13 protein-coding genes and 1 pseudogene are annotated in these 16,110 nt (G+C 73.9%); 6 read left to right on the top strand and 8 right to left on the bottom strand.

Features of this window, described 5'->3' with window-relative positions:
- Nucleotides 1-46: 46 nt before the first annotated feature.
- Nucleotides 47-1,318, bottom strand: coding sequence for a PucR family transcriptional regulator (locus KRR39_RS22120; RefSeq protein ID WP_216939522.1), 1,272 nt, complete (start codon nt 1,316-1,318; stop codon nt 47-49).
- 86 nt (nt 1,319-1,404) lie between these two features.
- Between KRR39_RS22120 and KRR39_RS22115 the strand changes: the two genes are divergently transcribed.
- Together KRR39_RS22115 and KRR39_RS22110 are read left to right on the top strand one after the other, a co-directional pair.
- On the top strand, nt 1,405-2,523 hold the full coding sequence (locus KRR39_RS22115; RefSeq protein ID WP_216939521.1) for a ferredoxin reductase: 1,119 nt from the start codon (nt 1,405-1,407) through the stop codon (nt 2,521-2,523).
- 76 nt (nt 2,524-2,599) lie between these two features.
- Nucleotides 2,600-3,763 (top strand): fatty acid desaturase family protein, encoded by a 1,164-nt coding sequence (locus tag KRR39_RS22110; RefSeq protein WP_216939520.1) that lies wholly within the window; start codon nt 2,600-2,602, stop codon nt 3,761-3,763.
- Nucleotides 3,764-4,003: 240 nt separating this feature from the next.
- On the opposite strand, the gene KRR39_RS22105 is transcribed toward KRR39_RS22110, so the two are convergent.
- Nucleotides 4,004-5,044: a fatty acid desaturase family protein gene (locus KRR39_RS22105; RefSeq protein ID WP_254185348.1), complete on the bottom strand. Its 1,041-nt coding sequence runs from the start codon at nt 5,042-5,044 to the stop codon at nt 4,004-4,006.
- A gap of 230 nt (nt 5,045-5,274) precedes the next feature.
- On the opposite strand from KRR39_RS22105, the gene KRR39_RS22100 reads away from it, so the two are divergent.
- The gene (locus KRR39_RS22100; protein ID WP_216939519.1) at nt 5,275-7,791 is read left to right on the top strand and encodes an SCO7613 C-terminal domain-containing membrane protein; all 2,517 of its coding nucleotides are present in this window, start codon (nt 5,275-5,277) and stop codon (nt 7,789-7,791) included.
- 143 nt (nt 7,792-7,934) lie between these two features.
- Here KRR39_RS22100 and KRR39_RS22095 read toward each other — a convergent pair whose 3' ends face one another.
- A complete protein-coding gene (locus KRR39_RS22095) occupies nt 7,935-8,150 on the bottom strand; it encodes a BldC family transcriptional regulator (protein WP_216939518.1) in 216 nt (71 codons plus the stop codon).
- A gap of 365 nt (nt 8,151-8,515) precedes the next feature.
- On the opposite strand from KRR39_RS22095, the pseudogene KRR39_RS25715 reads away from it, so the two are divergent.
- Both KRR39_RS25715 and KRR39_RS25710 read left to right on the top strand, forming a co-directional pair.
- Nucleotides 8,516-8,851, top strand: a pseudogene (locus KRR39_RS25715) (Glu/Leu/Phe/Val dehydrogenase dimerization domain-containing protein); the annotation flags it as partial.
- On the top strand, nt 8,837-9,544 hold the full coding sequence (locus tag KRR39_RS25710) for a Glu/Leu/Phe/Val dehydrogenase family protein (protein ID WP_367303762.1): 708 nt from the start codon (nt 8,837-8,839) through the stop codon (nt 9,542-9,544). The pseudogene KRR39_RS25715 and the gene KRR39_RS25710, both read left to right, overlap by 15 nt.
- A gap of 105 nt (nt 9,545-9,649) precedes the next feature.
- Here the strand turns inward: KRR39_RS25710 and KRR39_RS22085 are convergent, their stop codons facing one another.
- From KRR39_RS22085 to KRR39_RS22065, 5 genes are all read right to left on the bottom strand, one after another.
- Nucleotides 9,650-9,847, bottom strand: a complete 198-nt coding sequence (locus KRR39_RS22085) for a DUF3073 domain-containing protein (RefSeq protein WP_216939517.1) — start codon at nt 9,845-9,847, stop codon at nt 9,650-9,652.
- A gap of 203 nt (nt 9,848-10,050) precedes the next feature.
- Nucleotides 10,051-11,145 (bottom strand): phosphoribosylformylglycinamidine cyclo-ligase, encoded by a 1,095-nt coding sequence (gene purM / locus KRR39_RS22080; RefSeq protein WP_216939516.1) that lies wholly within the window; start codon nt 11,143-11,145, stop codon nt 10,051-10,053.
- A gap of 34 nt (nt 11,146-11,179) precedes the next feature.
- Nucleotides 11,180-12,715, bottom strand: a complete 1,536-nt coding sequence (gene purF / locus KRR39_RS22075) for an amidophosphoribosyltransferase (protein ID WP_216942936.1) — start codon at nt 12,713-12,715, stop codon at nt 11,180-11,182.
- A 122-nt stretch (nt 12,716-12,837) separates the two neighbouring features.
- The gene (locus KRR39_RS22070; protein WP_216939515.1) at nt 12,838-14,193 is read right to left on the bottom strand and encodes a dipeptidase; all 1,356 of its coding nucleotides are present in this window, start codon (nt 14,191-14,193) and stop codon (nt 12,838-12,840) included.
- 42 nt (nt 14,194-14,235) lie between these two features.
- Nucleotides 14,236-14,604 carry a sterol carrier family protein gene (locus KRR39_RS22065; RefSeq protein WP_254185347.1) on the bottom strand — a complete coding sequence of 123 codons (369 nt, stop codon included), beginning with the start codon at nt 14,602-14,604 and terminating at the stop codon, nt 14,236-14,238.
- A 133-nt stretch (nt 14,605-14,737) separates the two neighbouring features.
- Between KRR39_RS22065 and KRR39_RS22060 the strand changes: the two genes are divergently transcribed.
- Nucleotides 14,738-16,096 carry a glycoside hydrolase domain-containing protein gene (locus KRR39_RS22060; RefSeq protein ID WP_216939513.1) on the top strand — a complete coding sequence of 453 codons (1,359 nt, stop codon included), beginning with the start codon at nt 14,738-14,740 and terminating at the stop codon, nt 16,094-16,096.
- Nucleotides 16,097-16,110 lie beyond the last annotated feature (14 nt).

Below are 16,110 nucleotides of genomic sequence, written 5' to 3'. Positions count from 1 at the left end.
GGACCAGGGCACCGACCCGCTGCCACGGACGGTGCCTGCCGCGAGTCTAGGACGAACCCCCCGGACCGGTCGCCGTTCCCCCGGCGGCGGACGCCGTCGCCGTGCCGTGCAGCGCGACGACCACCTCCAGCACCGTCCGCGGGTCGTCGAGCCGGGCGCCGTACAGCTCCCGCAGCTGCCCCATCCGGTAGCGCACCGTCTGCGCGTGGACGTGCAGCTCCGCGGCCACCTCGTCGCGCCGGCCCTGGTGCAGCAGCCAGGACCGCAGCGTCTCCGCGAGCCGGTCCCGGGTCGCCGCCCGCAGGTCGGCCAGCGGCGCCAGCACCCGGGCCCGCAGGTCGGCGAGCGCCTCGGGGTCCGCGCCCACCACCAGGTCGGCGAGGTGCTCCTCGCTGTCGACGGCCGCCCCCTCCCGCGACGCGGGCGCGAGGGCCGCGGTCCGGGCCGCACGGTCGTACGACGACCGGGCGCGCAGCCACGGGCGGGGCGGCCCGACCACCGCCTGCCGCCCGTCGAGCACCCGGAGCAGGTGCCGGCGTCCGGCCGCCTCGACGTCGGGCACCAGCAGCAGGGCGAACGGCTGGCCGTGGTCGACCGGCTCGGCGCCCGGGAGGTCCTCGCCGACCTGCACGGTGTCCGGGCCAAGTGAGGCGAGCACCCCGCGGACCTGGGCCGCGGGGAGCAGCACCGCGGTCAGGGTCTCCGGCACCGGCCAGCCGGCGCGCTCGGCCGCCGCGGTGAGCACGTCGAGGTTGGCGCCGGCGAGCAGGTGCTGGCCGAGCCGCTCGCGGTAGCGCTCGCGCACCCGGCCGCTGGTGGAGAGCTCGTCGGTGTGCCCGGCGACGCTGGACGCCGACAGCTCGTCGATGTAGGCGAACACCAGCTCGGCGAACTGCGCCATCGTCGCCGCACCGACCCCGGCCTCCGCCGCGGCCCGGGCCATCTCCCGCCACGCCACCCGGGCCCCGACGCGGTACGCCGCCAGCAGGGCGTCCATCGAGCGGCCGCTGCGCGCCTCACCCCGGCCCAGCGCGTAGGCACCCTCCAGCGTGGGACCGAGCGGGGTGCTCGGGTCGGACTCGCGGCTGCCGGCGGCCAGCCTCAGGAAGCCGCCGAGCGCCATCGTCACGGCCGCCTCGATGTTGGCCCCCATCGAGCCGCTCAGCGCCCCGGTGTAGCCGGGCACCTCGACCGTCACGGCCGCCACGGTCTGGGTGGCCACGTCGGGGAGCCGGTCGCGCAGCGCGCGGACCACCCGCTCGTCCATCTCCAGCGCCGCCGCGCCCCGGGCAGTGGCGCTGCGCACCTCTGAGGTCATTTTTTGTTCCCTCCGAACAATGAGTGCCCGGAACTTCACGCGCACCGGTCATTACTTTACCCCGTGGAGCCAGTCAGTATGGATACATGAGCACTTCCGTCCCGACCCGCCGCTCCGGCACCCGCCCGCTCGTCCAGCGGGTCGCCCGGCTGGCCGAGCGCGCGACGACGCCCCTGCTCCCGGCCGACTACCTCGACCTGTTCCACCCGCTGCGCTCCGGCGCCGACCTGCGCGGCCGGATCGTGGAGGTCCAGCCCGAGACCGCCGACGCAGCCACCCTGGTGATCCGCCCCGGCGCCGACTGGGCCGGGCACGTGCCGGGCCAGTACGTCCGCATCGGCATCGACGTCGACGGCGTCCGGCTGTGGCGCGCCTACTCCCTGACCCACGGCCCGCGGCCCGACGGGCTGATCTCGATCACCGTCAAGGCCGTCCCGGACGGCAAGGTCAGCAACCACCTGGTCCGCCGGGCCCGGCCGGGCACCCTGGTCCACCTCGAGCAGGCGGCCGGCGAGTTCGTGCTGCCGGCCGAGGGCACCAAGCTGCTGTTCGTGACCGCCGGCTCCGGGATCACCCCGGTGATCGGGATGCTCCGCAACCTGTTCCCGGTCGCCGACTCCGGCGTGGTGCGGCTGGCCCGCAGCGCCGGCTACGACATCACCGTCGTGCACGTCGCCCCGAGCGAGCCGGACTCGATCTTCCTGGCCAACCTGCGCGAGCTCCACGCGGCCGGGATGATCCGGCTCGTCGCCCGCTACGACGACGTGCACGGCGTGCTCGACGTCGCCGACCTGGTCGACCTGGTGCCCGACGTGCAGGAGCGCACCACGTTCGCCTGCGGCCCCGCCGGGCTGCTCGAGGCGCTCGGCACCCACCACGCCGAGCTGGGCATCCCGCTGCTCACCGAGCAGTTCAAGGTGGCCACCGTCGTGGCCGGCGAGGGCGGCACGGTCGCCTTCGGCAAGACCGGTACGACGGTCGAGGTGGACGGGTCCACGCCGATCCTCGACGCCGCCGAGGAGGCCGGGGTGCTGATGCCGTCCGGGTGCCGGATGGGCATCTGCTACGGCTGCGTGCTGCCGATGCGCGAGGGCGCCGTACGCGACCTGCGCACCGGCGAGGTCACCACCGCCGCCCCCGGCGACAACGTGCTCGTGCAGACCTGCATCAACGCGGCAGCCGGACCCTGCCACCTCGACCACTAGCGACACCCCGGGTGGCCGCGCTCGTCGCGGCCGCTCCCCCACTCACCTGTTCCCGCGCGACCCGAAGGAGATCCCCATGACCGTCATGCAGAAGAAGGCACAGGACCCGACCGCGCACCTCAGCGCCGCCGACGTCGAGCAGCTCGGCGTCGAGCTGGACGCGATCCGGCAGTCCGTGATCGACGCCCGCGGCGCCGACGACGCGGCGTACATCCGCAAGGTCATCGCCGCCCAGCGCAAGCTCGAGCTCGGCAGCCGCGCGGTCCTGCTGGTCTCGCTGTTCCCGCCGGCCTGGGTGCTCGGCACCGCCGGCCTCTCGATCGCCAAGATCATCGAGAACATGGAGATCGGCCACAACGTCATGCACGGCCAGTGGGACTGGATGCGCGACCCGAAGATCCACTCGACCACCTGGGAGTGGGACAACGCGTCGCCGTCGGAGCAGTGGAAGCACTCGCACAACGAGCTGCACCACACCTACACGAACGTGATCGGCAAGGACAACGACCTCGGCTACGGCATCATGCGCGTCGACGAGGACCAGCGCTGGGTGCCGCTCTACCTCGCGCAGCCGCTGTGGAACTTCCTCAACGCGTGCTTCTTCGAGTACGGCATCGCGGCCTACGACCTCGAGCTCGGCAAGAACCTGGCCACCAAGAAGCGCCGGTCCAGCCCCGAGTTCCGGGCCCGCGGCAAGCAGGTGCTCCGCAAGATCCGCGGCCAGGTCACCAAGGACTACGTGGTGCACCCGCTGCTGTCCGGCCCGTCGTTCCTCGGCACGCTGACCGCGAACGCGACCGCGAACCTGGTCCGCAACCTGTGGACCCACTCCGTGATCATGTGCGGCCACTTCCCCGAGGGCGTCGAGACCTTCGAGCGTCGCTCGATCACCGGCGAGACCCGCGGCGAGTGGTACCTCCGCCAGATGCTCGGCTCGGCGAACATCACCGGCTCCCCGGCGATGCACTTCATGACCGGCAACCTGTCGTTCCAGGTCGAGCACCACCTGTTCCCCGACCTGCCGAGCAACCGGTACGCCGAGATCGCCCCGCAGGTGCAGGCGCTGTTCGCGAAGTACGGCCTGACCTACACCACCGGCTCGCTGCCCCGCCAGGTCGGCTCGGCCTGGAAGAAGGTCTTCCGTCTCGCGCTGCCCAACGACTTCGCGCGCACCGCGCAGGCCAAGGTGCTGCAGATCGGCCGCCAGCCGGCCGAGTCGGAAGCGTCCGCCGCCGCCTGACCCGCGGGGCCACCGCGCCCCCCGCGCGCAGCTGTAACGCGGGGTTATGGACGCTGGACCTGAGGTATGACGCCGGCGAACCGTCCACGGCGCACGACCAGCCCGCGCCCGTCGTACGCCGCGGGGCCGGTCGCCCTCGCGGCGCCTCGCTCCGCACGTGCCGCGGACGGTTCGCACGCGGCGTACCTCGGGTCCAGCGTCCATAACCCCGCGTTACAGCGGCGGGGGGCGGTCGGCCGCCTAGGGCGTCGTGGTTCTTTTCGCTCTTAGGTCGGCTCCTACTGCTTCCAGGTGCCGGAGCACCTGGGCGTACGACGACCAGGCCGAGGTCTCCGCGTAGGGCACGCCGCGCTGCTCGCAGAACCGGCGCACCACGCGTTGTGCGTGCGCCAGGTGCGGGCGCGGCATGCTCGGGAACAGGTGGTGCTCGATCTGGTAGTTGAGCCCGCCGAGCGCGTAGTCCACGAGGACCCCGCCGCGCACGTTGCGGGAGGTCAGCACCTGCCGCAGCAGCGGGTCCTCGGACTGCTCGGCCGACAGCACCGGCATCCCCTTGTGGCCCGGGGCGAACGAGCAGCCGAGGTAGATGCCGAACACCGCCTGGTGCACCGCGACGAACACCAGCGCCTGCGGCCAGGTCAGCGTGCCGACCAGCAGGGCGCCGTACGCCACGTAGTGCGCGAGCAGCAGGGCGCCCTCGAGGACGCGGTGCCGGGCACCGGGCCGGCCGAGCGCCCGCACGCTCGACGCGTGCAGGTTGACCGCCTCGAGCGTCAGGAACGGGAAGAACAGCCAGGCCTGGTGCCGGGTCGTCCACCCGGCGATCCCGCGACGGCCGACCGCCTGGCCGGCGTCGAACACCAGCGCTCCCGGGTGCACGTCCGGGTCGGTGGCGAGGTCGTTGGGACGGGCGTGGTGCGCGTTGTGCTTCTCGATCCACCAGGACCAGCTCATCCCGTTGAGCAGGTTGCCGCACAGCAGCCCGAGCGCCAGCGTCACCCCGCGACGACGGGTCACCTGCCGGTGCCCCGCCTCGTGGCCGAGGAAGCCGACCTGGGTGGACACGACGGCCAGGACCGGGGCGAGCAGCACGGCCCACCAGGAGTCGCGCAGCACCACCATGCCGGCGACGATCGCGGCCAGCGCAGCCAGGTCGACGACCAGGAGCGCGGCGTAGAAGCCCGGCTGGGGACGGAGCAGACCGAGCGAGCGGATCTCGGTGGCCAGCTCGGCGTACCCGCCGGGGTGCATGGACGGGGTGGGCGGGTCGGCGAGGGACACGAGGACGCTCCGAACGGGGACGTGACGCCGTCGGGGTCCGGAACAGCCTGACGTCCCACGGTACCTCGGGAATCAGGCTCTTCCCATGGGTCGCCGGCGGGAGTTGTCAGGCGGTGGAGCGGCCCCAGCCGCTCCACCGCCTGACAACTCGGGGGGTGAGTGCGGGTACTCAGCTGCACTGAGGCGTTCGGCGGTGACGCCGGGTGCCCCGCACGTGGGTTGATGGGGACATGACTCGCTACGCCGACCCGACCCGCTGCCCCGACTGCGGCGCCTCGATCACCCCGGGCTCCCCGTCCTGCCCCGCCTGCGCGCTGTCCCTGCGCGGGGAGACCGCGCGCGACCTGTTCACGACGCTGTCCCGGGCCGACGAGCTGCTGACCGTGCTGCGCCGCGCGCCGACGCCCGGCGCGGTGCCCGCGTCCGCCTCGATGACCGCATCGCTGACCCCGGCCCCCGCGACGCCGCCCCGCCCCCCGCGGGGCCGGCTCAGCTCGGCCACCGTGCCGCAGATCCTGCTCGCCCTCGGCGCCGGCTGCCTGCTCGTCGCCGCGCTGGTGTTCCTCGCGGTCACCTGGTCGGTGATGGGCGTCGGTGGCCGGACCGCCACGCTCGTGGGGTTCACGGTCGTCGCCGGCGTGCTCGCGGCCTGGATGGCCCGGCGCGGCCTGCGGGGTGCGACCGAGGCGCTGGCACTGGTCGGCTACGGCCTGCTCACCCTCGACGTGGTCGGCGCGGACCACGCCGGCTGGTTCGGCGACCTGTCCGGCGAGGGACTGCTGGTGCTGGTCGGCGTCGTGCTGGCCGTGGCGGGCACCACCGGCCTGACCGCCGTACGACGGACCGCGGCACGGGCGCTGGTCGCCGGAGAGGTCGTGGCCGGGACCGGGGCGGCGCTGGTGTGCCTCGGGGTCGGCAGCGCCGCCTGGCTGCCGGTCGCGCCGTCCCTGGTGCTGGCCACGCTGCTCGCCGCCGGCGCCGTCGTGGCGCTGCACGGGCTCCGGGCCCGGGTCGGCACCGCCCTCGCCGCCGTGGTCGCCGCGGTGGCCTGGGTCTGGCTGGTCGCGGTCGCGCTGGACCGGACGTTCACGCATTCCTCCTGGCAGCAGCTGTGGGCCGGGCGGCACGTCTGGCCGTTGCTCGTGGCCGCCGGCCTGGCCGCCGCGCCCGCCCTGGCGTCCCGGCTGCCGCGCGCGGCCCGGGTGACCGGGGCTGCCCTCGGGGAGCTGCTGCTGGTCTGCGCGGTCGTGGCGCCGTTCGACGGGGCCACCGCGACCACCCAGGTGCTCGTCGGGGTCGTCGTCCTCGTGGTCGTCGGCGCGGTCTCCTGGCGGCTGCCGCACCCCTGGGGGCTGACCGGTGCCGCCACCCAGGCGGTCGTCGGGACCGCCCTGCTGACCGCCGTGACCGTGCACGCCTCGTTCGCGGCCGGCCGGCTGCTCGAGGGCGCGACCCCGGTGTGGTCCGGTGGGGCGGCCGACACCCTGCCCCTGCCGACCGTGCACGACCTGCCGGCCCCCTGGCTGCTGCCGCTGATGGTCCTCGTCCTGCTCGCGACGCTGGCGGTGCTCGCCGAGAGCAGCCGCGCGGTCGACCGGGCCGTGGGCGCGGTCCCCGGCCTCCAGGTCGTGGTGCCGACCCTGCTCGCGGGGTCGGTGGTGGGCGCGGTCGCGCTGTACCCCGTCGCCCTCTGGCTGGTCGTGGGTCTGCTGCTGGTCCTGGCCTCCACGTTCGCCGCCTGGAGCGTGGCCGGTCGCACGCTCGGTCCGCTGGTGCCCGCCGCCGTGTTCCTGGTCGCGGCGCTCGTCGTGTCGCTGCACGCGGCCGTGCTGACCTCTGTCGTGCTCGCGGTCGCCCTGGCGCTCACCGGGCTGGTGCACCTCTCCGCCCGCTCGGTCGTGCTCGCCTCCGGCGCCGGGGTGGTGCTGGCCGGGGCGCTGGGCGCCGAGGTCTGGAGCCTCGGTCACCTCCTGGACGCCCAGCCGTCCTGGGTCGCGACCGCCGGGCTGCTGGCCCTCGGGGCGCTGGTCCTCGGTGCGCCGTACCTGCCGGACCGCTGGTGGGCCTCGGACGCCCCGGTGCTCTGCCGGACCGGGCTGGAGGCCGGTGCCGCGGCCGCCGCGGTGCCGCTGGGCCTGGCCGGGGTGCTCCTCGCGCCGGTCTCGGAGACCGCGTCCTGGGCCGCGGTGCTGCTCACCGTCGCCGGTGCGCTGGTGACCGCGAACTCCCTGCTGCGAGCCGACCGGCGCGCGCTGGGCTGGGCCGGCGGCGCGCTGCTCGCGCTGGCCAGCTGGGTGCGGCTGTGGGACATCGGCGTGCACCAGCCCGAGGCCTACACGCTCCCGGCCGCGCTCGCCCTGCTGGTGGTGGGCGGCCTGCACCTGCACCGGCGTGCGGAGGCCGGCACGATGACCGCCCTGGCACCCGGGCTCTCGCTGGCCCTGGTCCCGAGCCTGCTGTGGGTGCTCGTCGAGCCCACCGGGCTGCGCGCGCTGCTGCTCGGCCTGGGCTGCTTCGCGCTGGTGCTGGCCGGGCTGCGGCTGCGCTGGACCGCGCCGCTGGCCCTGGGCGCCGCGGTGGGCGCGCTGCTCGTGCTGCGGCTCGCGGCGCCGTACGTCGGGGACGCGGTGCCGCGGTGGGTGCTGATCGGCGGAGCCGGAGCCGTGCTGATCACGGTCGGCGCCACCTGGGAGCGCCGGCTCGCCGACGCCCGGCACCTGGCCGGCTACGTCCGGGCGCTGCGCTGACCCCGGACGTCCGGGCGCGAGAAAGCCCCCGAGCCTTCGGCTCGGGGGCCTCTCCAAGGCCTTTGCCCGTTCCCCTCGCCGGCGGCGAACCGCCAACAGACCGGCCAAAAGCTTGTGGAACGACGTCCAACTGACCTGGGGAGTCAGTCCTCGTCGCTGCGCCGCTGCTCGGGAACCATCCCGGTCAGCAGGTCGCGTACTTCGGACTCGCGATAACGGCGATGTCCGCCGAGAGTCCGGATCGAGCTCAGCTTGCCGGCTTTGGCCCATCGGGTGACCGTCTTCGGGTCTACCCTGAACATGGCCGCGACCTCAGCAGGCGTGAGCAGCGGTTCGGACTCAGGTGGCCGCGTATTCATAGCGGGCCTCCCTCACAGTTGTTCCTAACCGTGGTGCACCGAGACTCCGGGCACCCTTCGGTCTCAGACTATTGGGCTGAGCGAAACTATGACAATGGCCTATATGAGTCACCAACACTCCCGGACTAGTCATTTCGGGCCCCCGTCTTTCCCCGATGTGACCCAGGTCGCATCCCCCGTCCGGCTTCCGTAGGCTGGCCCCAACGCGCCGCACCACCCCCGCGGCCGCGCGCACACCACCGACACGAACCGCTCGCACACCCCGCGGGCACGACAGGGAAGGGTCACCACCGTGACCGGCACAGCACAGGTCCCCCCCGCACGCGGAGGGCGTCTTCGGACGGGCCTCCGGGCACGAGCAGGTCGTCTACTGCCACGACGAGCCGACCGGCCTCAAGGCGATCATCGCCGTCTACTCCACTGCCCTCGGCCCCGCCCTCGGCGGCACCCGCTTCTACCCCTACGCCTCCGAGCAGGACGCCCTCGAGGACGTCCTCAACCTGTCCCGCGGGATGGCCTACAAGGCAGCGCTGGCCGGGCTCGACCTCGGCGGCGGCAAGGCGGTCATCATCGGTGACCCGGCCCAGCTCAAGACCGAGGCCCTGCTGCGCGCCTACGGCCGCTTCGTGCAGTCCCTCAACGGCCGCTACTACACGGCCTGCGACGTGGGCACGAACAGCGACGACATGGACCACATCGCCCGGGAGTGCTCCTACGTCACCGGGCGCACCGTCGCGCACGGCGGGGCCGGGGACTCCTCGGTGCTCACCGCGTACGGCGTGTTCCAGGGCATGCGCGCCGCGGCCGAACGGGTCTGGGGCGCCCCCACGCTGCACGGCCGCACGGTCGGCGTCGCGGGCGTCGGCAAGGTCGGCCGGCACCTGGTCCGGCACCTCGTCGAGGACGGCGCGACGGTCGTCGTGACCGACGTGGACCAGGCCGCGGTCGCGGCGGTGCAGGCCGAGCACGTCGACGTACGCTCCGTCGCCGACGCGGACGCGCTGGTCGCCTCCGGGCTCGACGTCTACGCACCCTGCGCGCTCGGCGGCGCGCTCACCGACGAGGTCGTCGGGCAGCTGTCCGCGAAGATCGTCTGCGGCGCCGCCAACAACCAGCTCGCCCACGAGGGCATCGAGAAGCAGCTGCAGGACCGCGGGGTGCTCTACGCCCCCGACTACATGGTCAACGCGGGTGGCCTGATCCAGGTCGCCGACGAGCTCGAGGGCTTCTCCTTCGAGCGCGCCCGGCAGCGCGCCGAGAAGATCTTCGACACCACCGCCCGGGTGTTCGACCTCGCCGAGGCCGACGGTGTCCCGCCGGCGGTCGCCGCCGACCGCCTCGCGGAGCGCCGGATGACCGAGGTCGGCCGGCTGCGCGGCATCTGGCTCGGCTGAGCCCGCGCTCGACACTGCGCCGCAAGACGTCCCTCCCGCGACCAGGTCGCGGGACGGGACGTCTTGACGGTGCCGCCGGTCGGAACCGGCGAGAAGTGACTGCTGCTAGTCGCGACTGCGGGACTCGGAGTAGTCCGCCCAGTCGTCGTGGTCGTCCGGGGAGCCGTCACCGGCGCCGTCGGACGTCTTCGGCTCTCTGCCGTGCAGCTCCTGGGCCAGCGCGCTGAGGTCCGTCTCGTGAGAGCGGTACTTCAGATCGCGGGCAACCTTCGTCTGCTTCGCCTTCGCTCGGCCGCGCCCCATAGGGTCGACCCCCTCGCCACTCGGCCGGAGTCACGTCTGACCCTGTGTCGGCGGTTCGTCTCACGAAGCCGCGACTGAGCCACACGCGCGTCCGGTCTCACCTGTAGTTTCTCGTGGGCCCACGGTACCTGCCCGGGGGTCGATATCGCACGCCAGGCCCCCGAAATGGGCACGATGTCGGCTGTCGGCTTAATCGCAGCCGGTCACCAGCCCGGGTGCTGGCCCCGCAACGTGACCGTGCCGCCGGCCGGCGCGCCGACCGCGCCGGTGGCCTCGCCGATCTCGCCGCACACCCAGCTGTCGACACCGTGGCCGGCCAGCACGCTGCGCGCCCGGTCGGCGTCCGCGGCCGCGGTGATCGCGACCATCCCCACGCCGCAGTTCAGGGTGCGCTCCAGCGCCGCCTGCTCCACCGAGCCGACCTGGCGGACCAGGTCGAAGATCGGCGCCGGGGTCCAGGTGCCGCGGTCCAGGGTGGCCACCTTGCTGTCCGGCAGCACCCGCTCGAGGTTCGCGGCCAGGCCGCCGCCGGTGATGTGCGACATCGCGTGCGTGGCGGTGCTGCGCGCCAGGTCGAGGCAGGCCTTGGCGTAGATCGTGGTGGGCTCGAGGAGCTCCTCGCCGAGCGTGCGGCCGAGCTCGTCGACGTGCCGCTCCAGGGACCAGCCCGCGGTGCTCAGCAGCACGTGCCGGACCAGGGAGTAGCCGTTGGAGTGCAGTCCGCTGGACGCCATCGCGATGACCACGTCGCCGGCCTCGACCCGGCCGGGGCCGAGCAGGTCGGCGGCCTCCACCACGCCGGTGGTCGAGCCCGCGACGTCGTACTCGTCGGGGCCGAGCAGCCCCGGGTGCTCGGCGGTCTCGCCGCCGACCAGGGCGCAGCCGGCCTGCACGCAGGCCTCGGCGATGCCCTGCACGATCGCGGCCACCCGCTCGGGGACGACCCGGCCGGTGGCGATGTAGTCGGTGAGGAACAGCGGCTCGGCGCCGCACACGACGAGGTCGTCGACGAGCATCCCGACCAGGTCGAAGCCGATCGTGTGGTGGATGTCCATCGCCTGCGCGATCGCGACCTTGGTGCCCACCCCGTCGGCCGAGGTGGCCAGGATCGGGCGGTCGAAGGACTTCAGCGCGCTGGCGTCGAACAGGCCGGCGAAGCCGCCGATCCCGCCCAGCATCTCGGGGCGGCGGGCCTTGTCGATCCACACCTTCATCAGCTCGACGGCCTTGTCCCCGGCGTCGATGGACACCCCGGCCGCTTCGTACGTCGCACCGCTCGGCGGCTGCTGCTCGGTCATGGGGCTCCTGCCTTCGCGTGCGTTCGGGGGCCGGTCAGGGGCGGTCGAGGGAGTCGCCGGCGCCGCCACCGGACAGCGAGGTCGACAGGCCGTCGACGTCCGTGCCGGTGGTCGGGGCGAACTCCAGGAGGTGCTTGCCCAGGTGCTCGGGGTCGGGCAGCTCGATCGGGTAGACCCCGTCGAAGCAGGCCCGGCACAGGTTCGGCATCGGGACCGTGGTGGCCTCGACGAGCTGCTCCAGGGAGATGTAGCCGAGCGAGTCCGCGTCGATCGAGCGGCAGATCTCATCAGAGGTCAGACCGTTGGCGATCAGCTCGGCGCGGGTCGCGAAGTCGATGCCGTAGAAGCACGGCCACTTCACCGGCGGCGAGGAGATCCGCACGTGCACCTCGCGGGCGCCGGCCTCGCGGAGCATCCGCACCAGGGCGCGCTGGGTGTTGCCGCGCACGATCGAGTCGTCGACGACGACGAGGCGCTTGCCCTCGATGACGTCGCGCAGCGGGTTGAGCTTGAGCCGGATGCCGAGCTGCCGGATGGTCTGCGACGGCTGGATGAACGTGCGCCCGACGTAGGAGTTCTTCACCAGGCCGGTGCCGTAGGGGATGCCGCTCTCCTCGGCGTAGCCGATCGCGGCCGGCGTACCGGACTCCGGGACCGGCATCACCAGGTCGGCGTCGGTCGGGAACTCCCGCGCCAGCCGGCGGCCGATCTCGACCCGCACGCTGTGCACGCGCTTGTCGTTCATCAGCGTGTCCGGGCGGGCGAGGTAGACGAACTCGAACAGGCAGTGCTTGGGGGCGGCCTCGGCGAACCGGCGGCTGCGCAGCCCGTCCTCGTCGATCGCGACCATCTCGCCGGGCTCGAGCTCGCGGATGAACGAGGCGCCGACGATGTCCAGCGCGGCGGTCTCCGAGGCGACCACCCAGCCGCGCTCGAGGCGGCCGAGCACCAGCGGCCGGACGCCCTGGGGGTCGCGGGCGGCGTACAGGGTGTTCTCGTCCATCCAGACGAAGGAGAACGCGCCGCGCAGCCCGGGCAGGATCCGGACGGCGTGCTCCTCGAGGCTCGTGTCCGGGTGGTGCGCGAGGAGCGCGGTGACCAGGCTGGTGTCGTTGGTGGCGGCCGGGGTCGGCTTGACCGGCAGGTCCAGCTCGCCGAACACGTTCGTCAGCCCGGCGACCTGCTGCTGCAGCTCGCGGGTGTTGGTCAGGTTGCCGTTGTGCGCCAGCGCGATCGAGCCGGTCTCGGTGGGCCGGAACGTCGGCTGCGCGTTGTGCCAGGTGCTGGCGCCGGTCGTCGAGTACCGCGCGTGCCCCACCGCGAGGTGGCCCTTCAGGGAGGCCAGCGTGGACTCGTCGAAGACCTGCGAGACCAGCCCCATGTCCTTGTAGACCAGGATCTGCCGGCCGTTGCTGACCGCGATCCCGGCGGACTCCTGGCCGCGGTGCTGCAGGGCGTAGAGCCCGTAGTACGTCAGCTTCGCGACGTCCTCGCCCGGCGCCCAGACCCCGAAGACCCCGCAGGCGTCCTGCGGTCCGGCGTCGTGCGGGTCGAGCTCGTGGGTGAGCATTCCGTCGCCACCGGTCCGGCCTGAGCTGCCGCGGGGCGTCTGGTGAGCGGGCACCGCTCGAGTCTACGGCCGGTCCCTGGCCTCCGACGAATCAGTCCATGCCCCGCGCTCGACGGTCGGGATCAGCCGAGGGCCTCCGCGAGGTTGTGCAGCAGCAGCGCCTCGGCCAGGCAGACCCGCTCGAACTCCGCCAGGTGCAGGCCCTCGTTGGCGCCGTGCGCCCGGGTGTCCGGGTCCTCGACGCCGGTGACCAGCACGGCCGCGTCCGGGAACGCCTCGTTGAACGCCGCGATGAACGGGATCGAGCCGCCGACCCCCATGTCGACCGGCTCGACGCCGTCCCACGCGTCGCGGAAGGCGGCCCGCGCGGCGTCGTACGCCGGCCCGGTGGCGTCGATCTGGGTGGGCTCGCCGAACTCGCCGGCGGTGAAGGTCAGCTGCGCGCCCCAGGGGACGTGCTTCTCGAGGTGCTCGCGGAGCCGCTCCATGGCCGCCTTGGAGGAGTCGCCGGGGGCGAGCCGCACCGAGAGCTTGGCCTTGACGGTGGGGATCAGGGTGTTGCTGGCGTCGGCGGTGCGGGTCGCGTCGAACCCGATGGTCGCGATCGCGGGCTTGGTCCACAGCCGCTCGACGACCGAGCCGCTGCCGATCAGCTCGACGCCCTCGGCGAGGCCGGACTCGGCCCGGATCCGGTCCATCGGGTAGTCCACGTCCGCGGCGGGGCCCGCGTGCAGGCCCTCCACGGCGACGTTGCCGGCGTCGTCGTGCAGGCTGGCGAGCAGCCGCACCATCACGGTGACCGCGTCCGGGACGACGCCGCCCCACATGCCGGAGTGCACGCCGTGGTCGAGCGTGCGGACCTCGACGAAGCAGTCGACCAGGCCGCGCAGGCTGGTGGTCAGCGCGGGCTCGCCGATGTCCCAGTTGCCGGAGTCGGCGATCACGATCACGTCGGCGGCCAGCAGGCCCTGGTGCTGGTCGAGGAACGCCTCGAGGGTCGGTGAGCCGACCTCCTCCTCGCCCTCGACCAGCACGGTGATGCCCACCGGGAGCTCGTCGCCGTGCGCCCGGATCGCCGCCAGGTGGGCGGCGATGCCGGCCTTGTCGTCCGCGGCGCCGCGGGCGTAGAGCCGCTCCCCGCGCTCGGTCGGCTCGAACGGCTCGCTGTCCCAGTCGGCCGGGTCGCCGACGGGCTGCACGTCGTGGTGGGCGTAGAGCAGCACGGTCGGGGCGCCGGCGGGGGCGGGCCGGCGGGCCACCACGGCCGGGGCTCCCCCGGCGGCGGTCAGGATCTGCACGTCGTCGAAGCCCTCGGCCCGGAACAGCTCCGCGGTGGCCTCCGCGGACCGGCGTACGTCGCCGGCGCGGGCGGGGTCGGCACTGACCGAGGGGATCCGGACCAGGGCCTCGAGGTCGGCGCGCACGGACGGCATCACGTCGCGCACCGCGGCGCGGATCTGGTCAGGAGTCTTCGTCATGGCGACACCCTAGGACGCGGTGCCGACGGGTCGGGCGGGGGCTCACTCGACCGTGAGCAGGGGCAGCAGCGGGCCCAGGCCGGAGCGCTCGCCGGAGGCCAGGAGCCGGCCGTCGCGCTCGGCCTCGGCCCAGTCCAGGTCGCCGGTGCCCAGCGCGATCCAGGTGGCGGCGTCCATCTCGACGGCGGCCGGCGGCGTGCCGCGCGTGTGCCGGGTGCCGGTGAGGCACTGGGCGGCGGCGTACGGCGGCACCCGCACCTCGACCGCGCCGCCGGGAGCCTTGGCGACCAGCAGCGCGAGCAGGTGCTTGGTGAGCAGCCGCAGGTCGTCCCGGTCCGCGGCACCGTCCCGGAACCGGGCCAGCGCGGGACCCACGACGGCGGGGTCGGCGGGGCGCAGGCGGACGGGCACGACCCCAGTATCCGCCCGCCCGCGACCCCCGAACCACCGGCGTGTCATTCACCGGCAATCGGCGAAACTCTTGTTACCTTTGATGGTTTTGTGACTAGAGTGACGCCTGCTTCCCCGACGAGCAGGAGCCCCGATGCACCGTCTCTCCCGGTCCCCGCGACGCCCGACCGCCCGGGCGATCGCCCGCACGGCGACCGCCGCCCTCGCCTGCCTGGCCACCCTGGCCGCCGGCCTGGTGCTCGCCGCGCCCGCCCAGGCCGGCAACCGGGTGACGCCCGGCAGCTTCACCGGCTACGGCTTCGACCAGTGCACGGCGCCGACCCAGAAGGCGATGGACGCCTGGCTGACCGGCTCGCCGTACTGGGCGGTCGGGATCTACGTCTCCGGTGACTCGCGGGCCTGCACCAGCCAGCCGAACCTGTCCCCGACGTGGGTCGGCACCCAGCTCGCGAACGGCTGGCGGCTGCTGCCGATCACCCTCGGCCCGCAGGCCTCCTGCACCACCCGCGAGCGGTACCTGCGCCAGGTGCGGATCAACCCCTCGCCGACCTCGTCCTACGCCGCCGCCCGCAGCCAGGGCCGCGCCGAGGCCGCCAAGACCGTCGGCGCCGCCCAGGCGCTGGGCATCTCGCCCGGCAGCACGCTGTGGTACGACCTCGAGGCCTTCGCGATCACCAAGACCGACTGCCGCGAGTCCGCGCTGACGTTCCTGTCCGGGTGGACCGAGCAGCTGCACGCCCAGGGCTACGTGTCCGGCGTCTACTCCAGCGCCGCCTCCGGCACCAAGATCCTCGACGACGCCCGGGCCACGCGTCCCGGCGCCTACGTGATGCCCGACCACCTCTGGGTCGCCGACTGGAACGGCCGCGCGGACACCGGGTCGAGCTACCTCCGCTCCGACGGCTGGGCCCCGCACCGCCGGGTGCACCAGTACCGCGGCGGGCACAACGAGACGTACGGCGGCGTGACGATCAACATCGACACGAACTGGGTCGACGTCGGGCGGGGCTCGACGGTCGCCGCGGAGCCGCGGCACTGCGCCGGCGCGGCGACGTACAACTTCCCGCGCTACCCCACCCGTCGTGCCGGCCACACCGGCGCGCTGGTGAGCGCCGCCCAGTGCCTGCTGAAGGCCAAGGGTTACTACACCGGTCCCGTGGACGGCACCTACGACGCCGACGTGTCCGCCGCGGCCCGGCGCTACCGCGCGGCGACCCGGCTGCCCGCCGGCGGCACGGTCGGCCCGCGGGTGTGGGTCGCCCTGCTCTCCCGGGGCACGACGCCGCTGCTCAAGTTCGGCGCCGCCTCCTCGGCCGTCCGCCGGGTGCAGCGCGGGCTGAACGCCGCCGACGCCGCCGGCCTCCCGGTCACCGGGGTCTTCGAGGCGGCCACCACCGCAGCGGTGAAGACGTACCAGCGCGGCCACGGCCTCGCGCAGACCGGCGTGGTCACCCCGGCCGTCTGGTCCAGGCTGGTGGCCGGCACCCCCTGACCCCCCGAATCTCC

Source organism: Nocardioides panacis (assembly GCF_019039255.1).
Lineage (GTDB): Bacteria > Actinomycetota > Actinomycetes > Propionibacteriales > Nocardioidaceae > Nocardioides_B > Nocardioides_B panacis.
The sequence above is the reverse complement of the archived record's forward strand: the minus strand, read 5'-3'. Positions and strand labels throughout refer to the sequence as shown.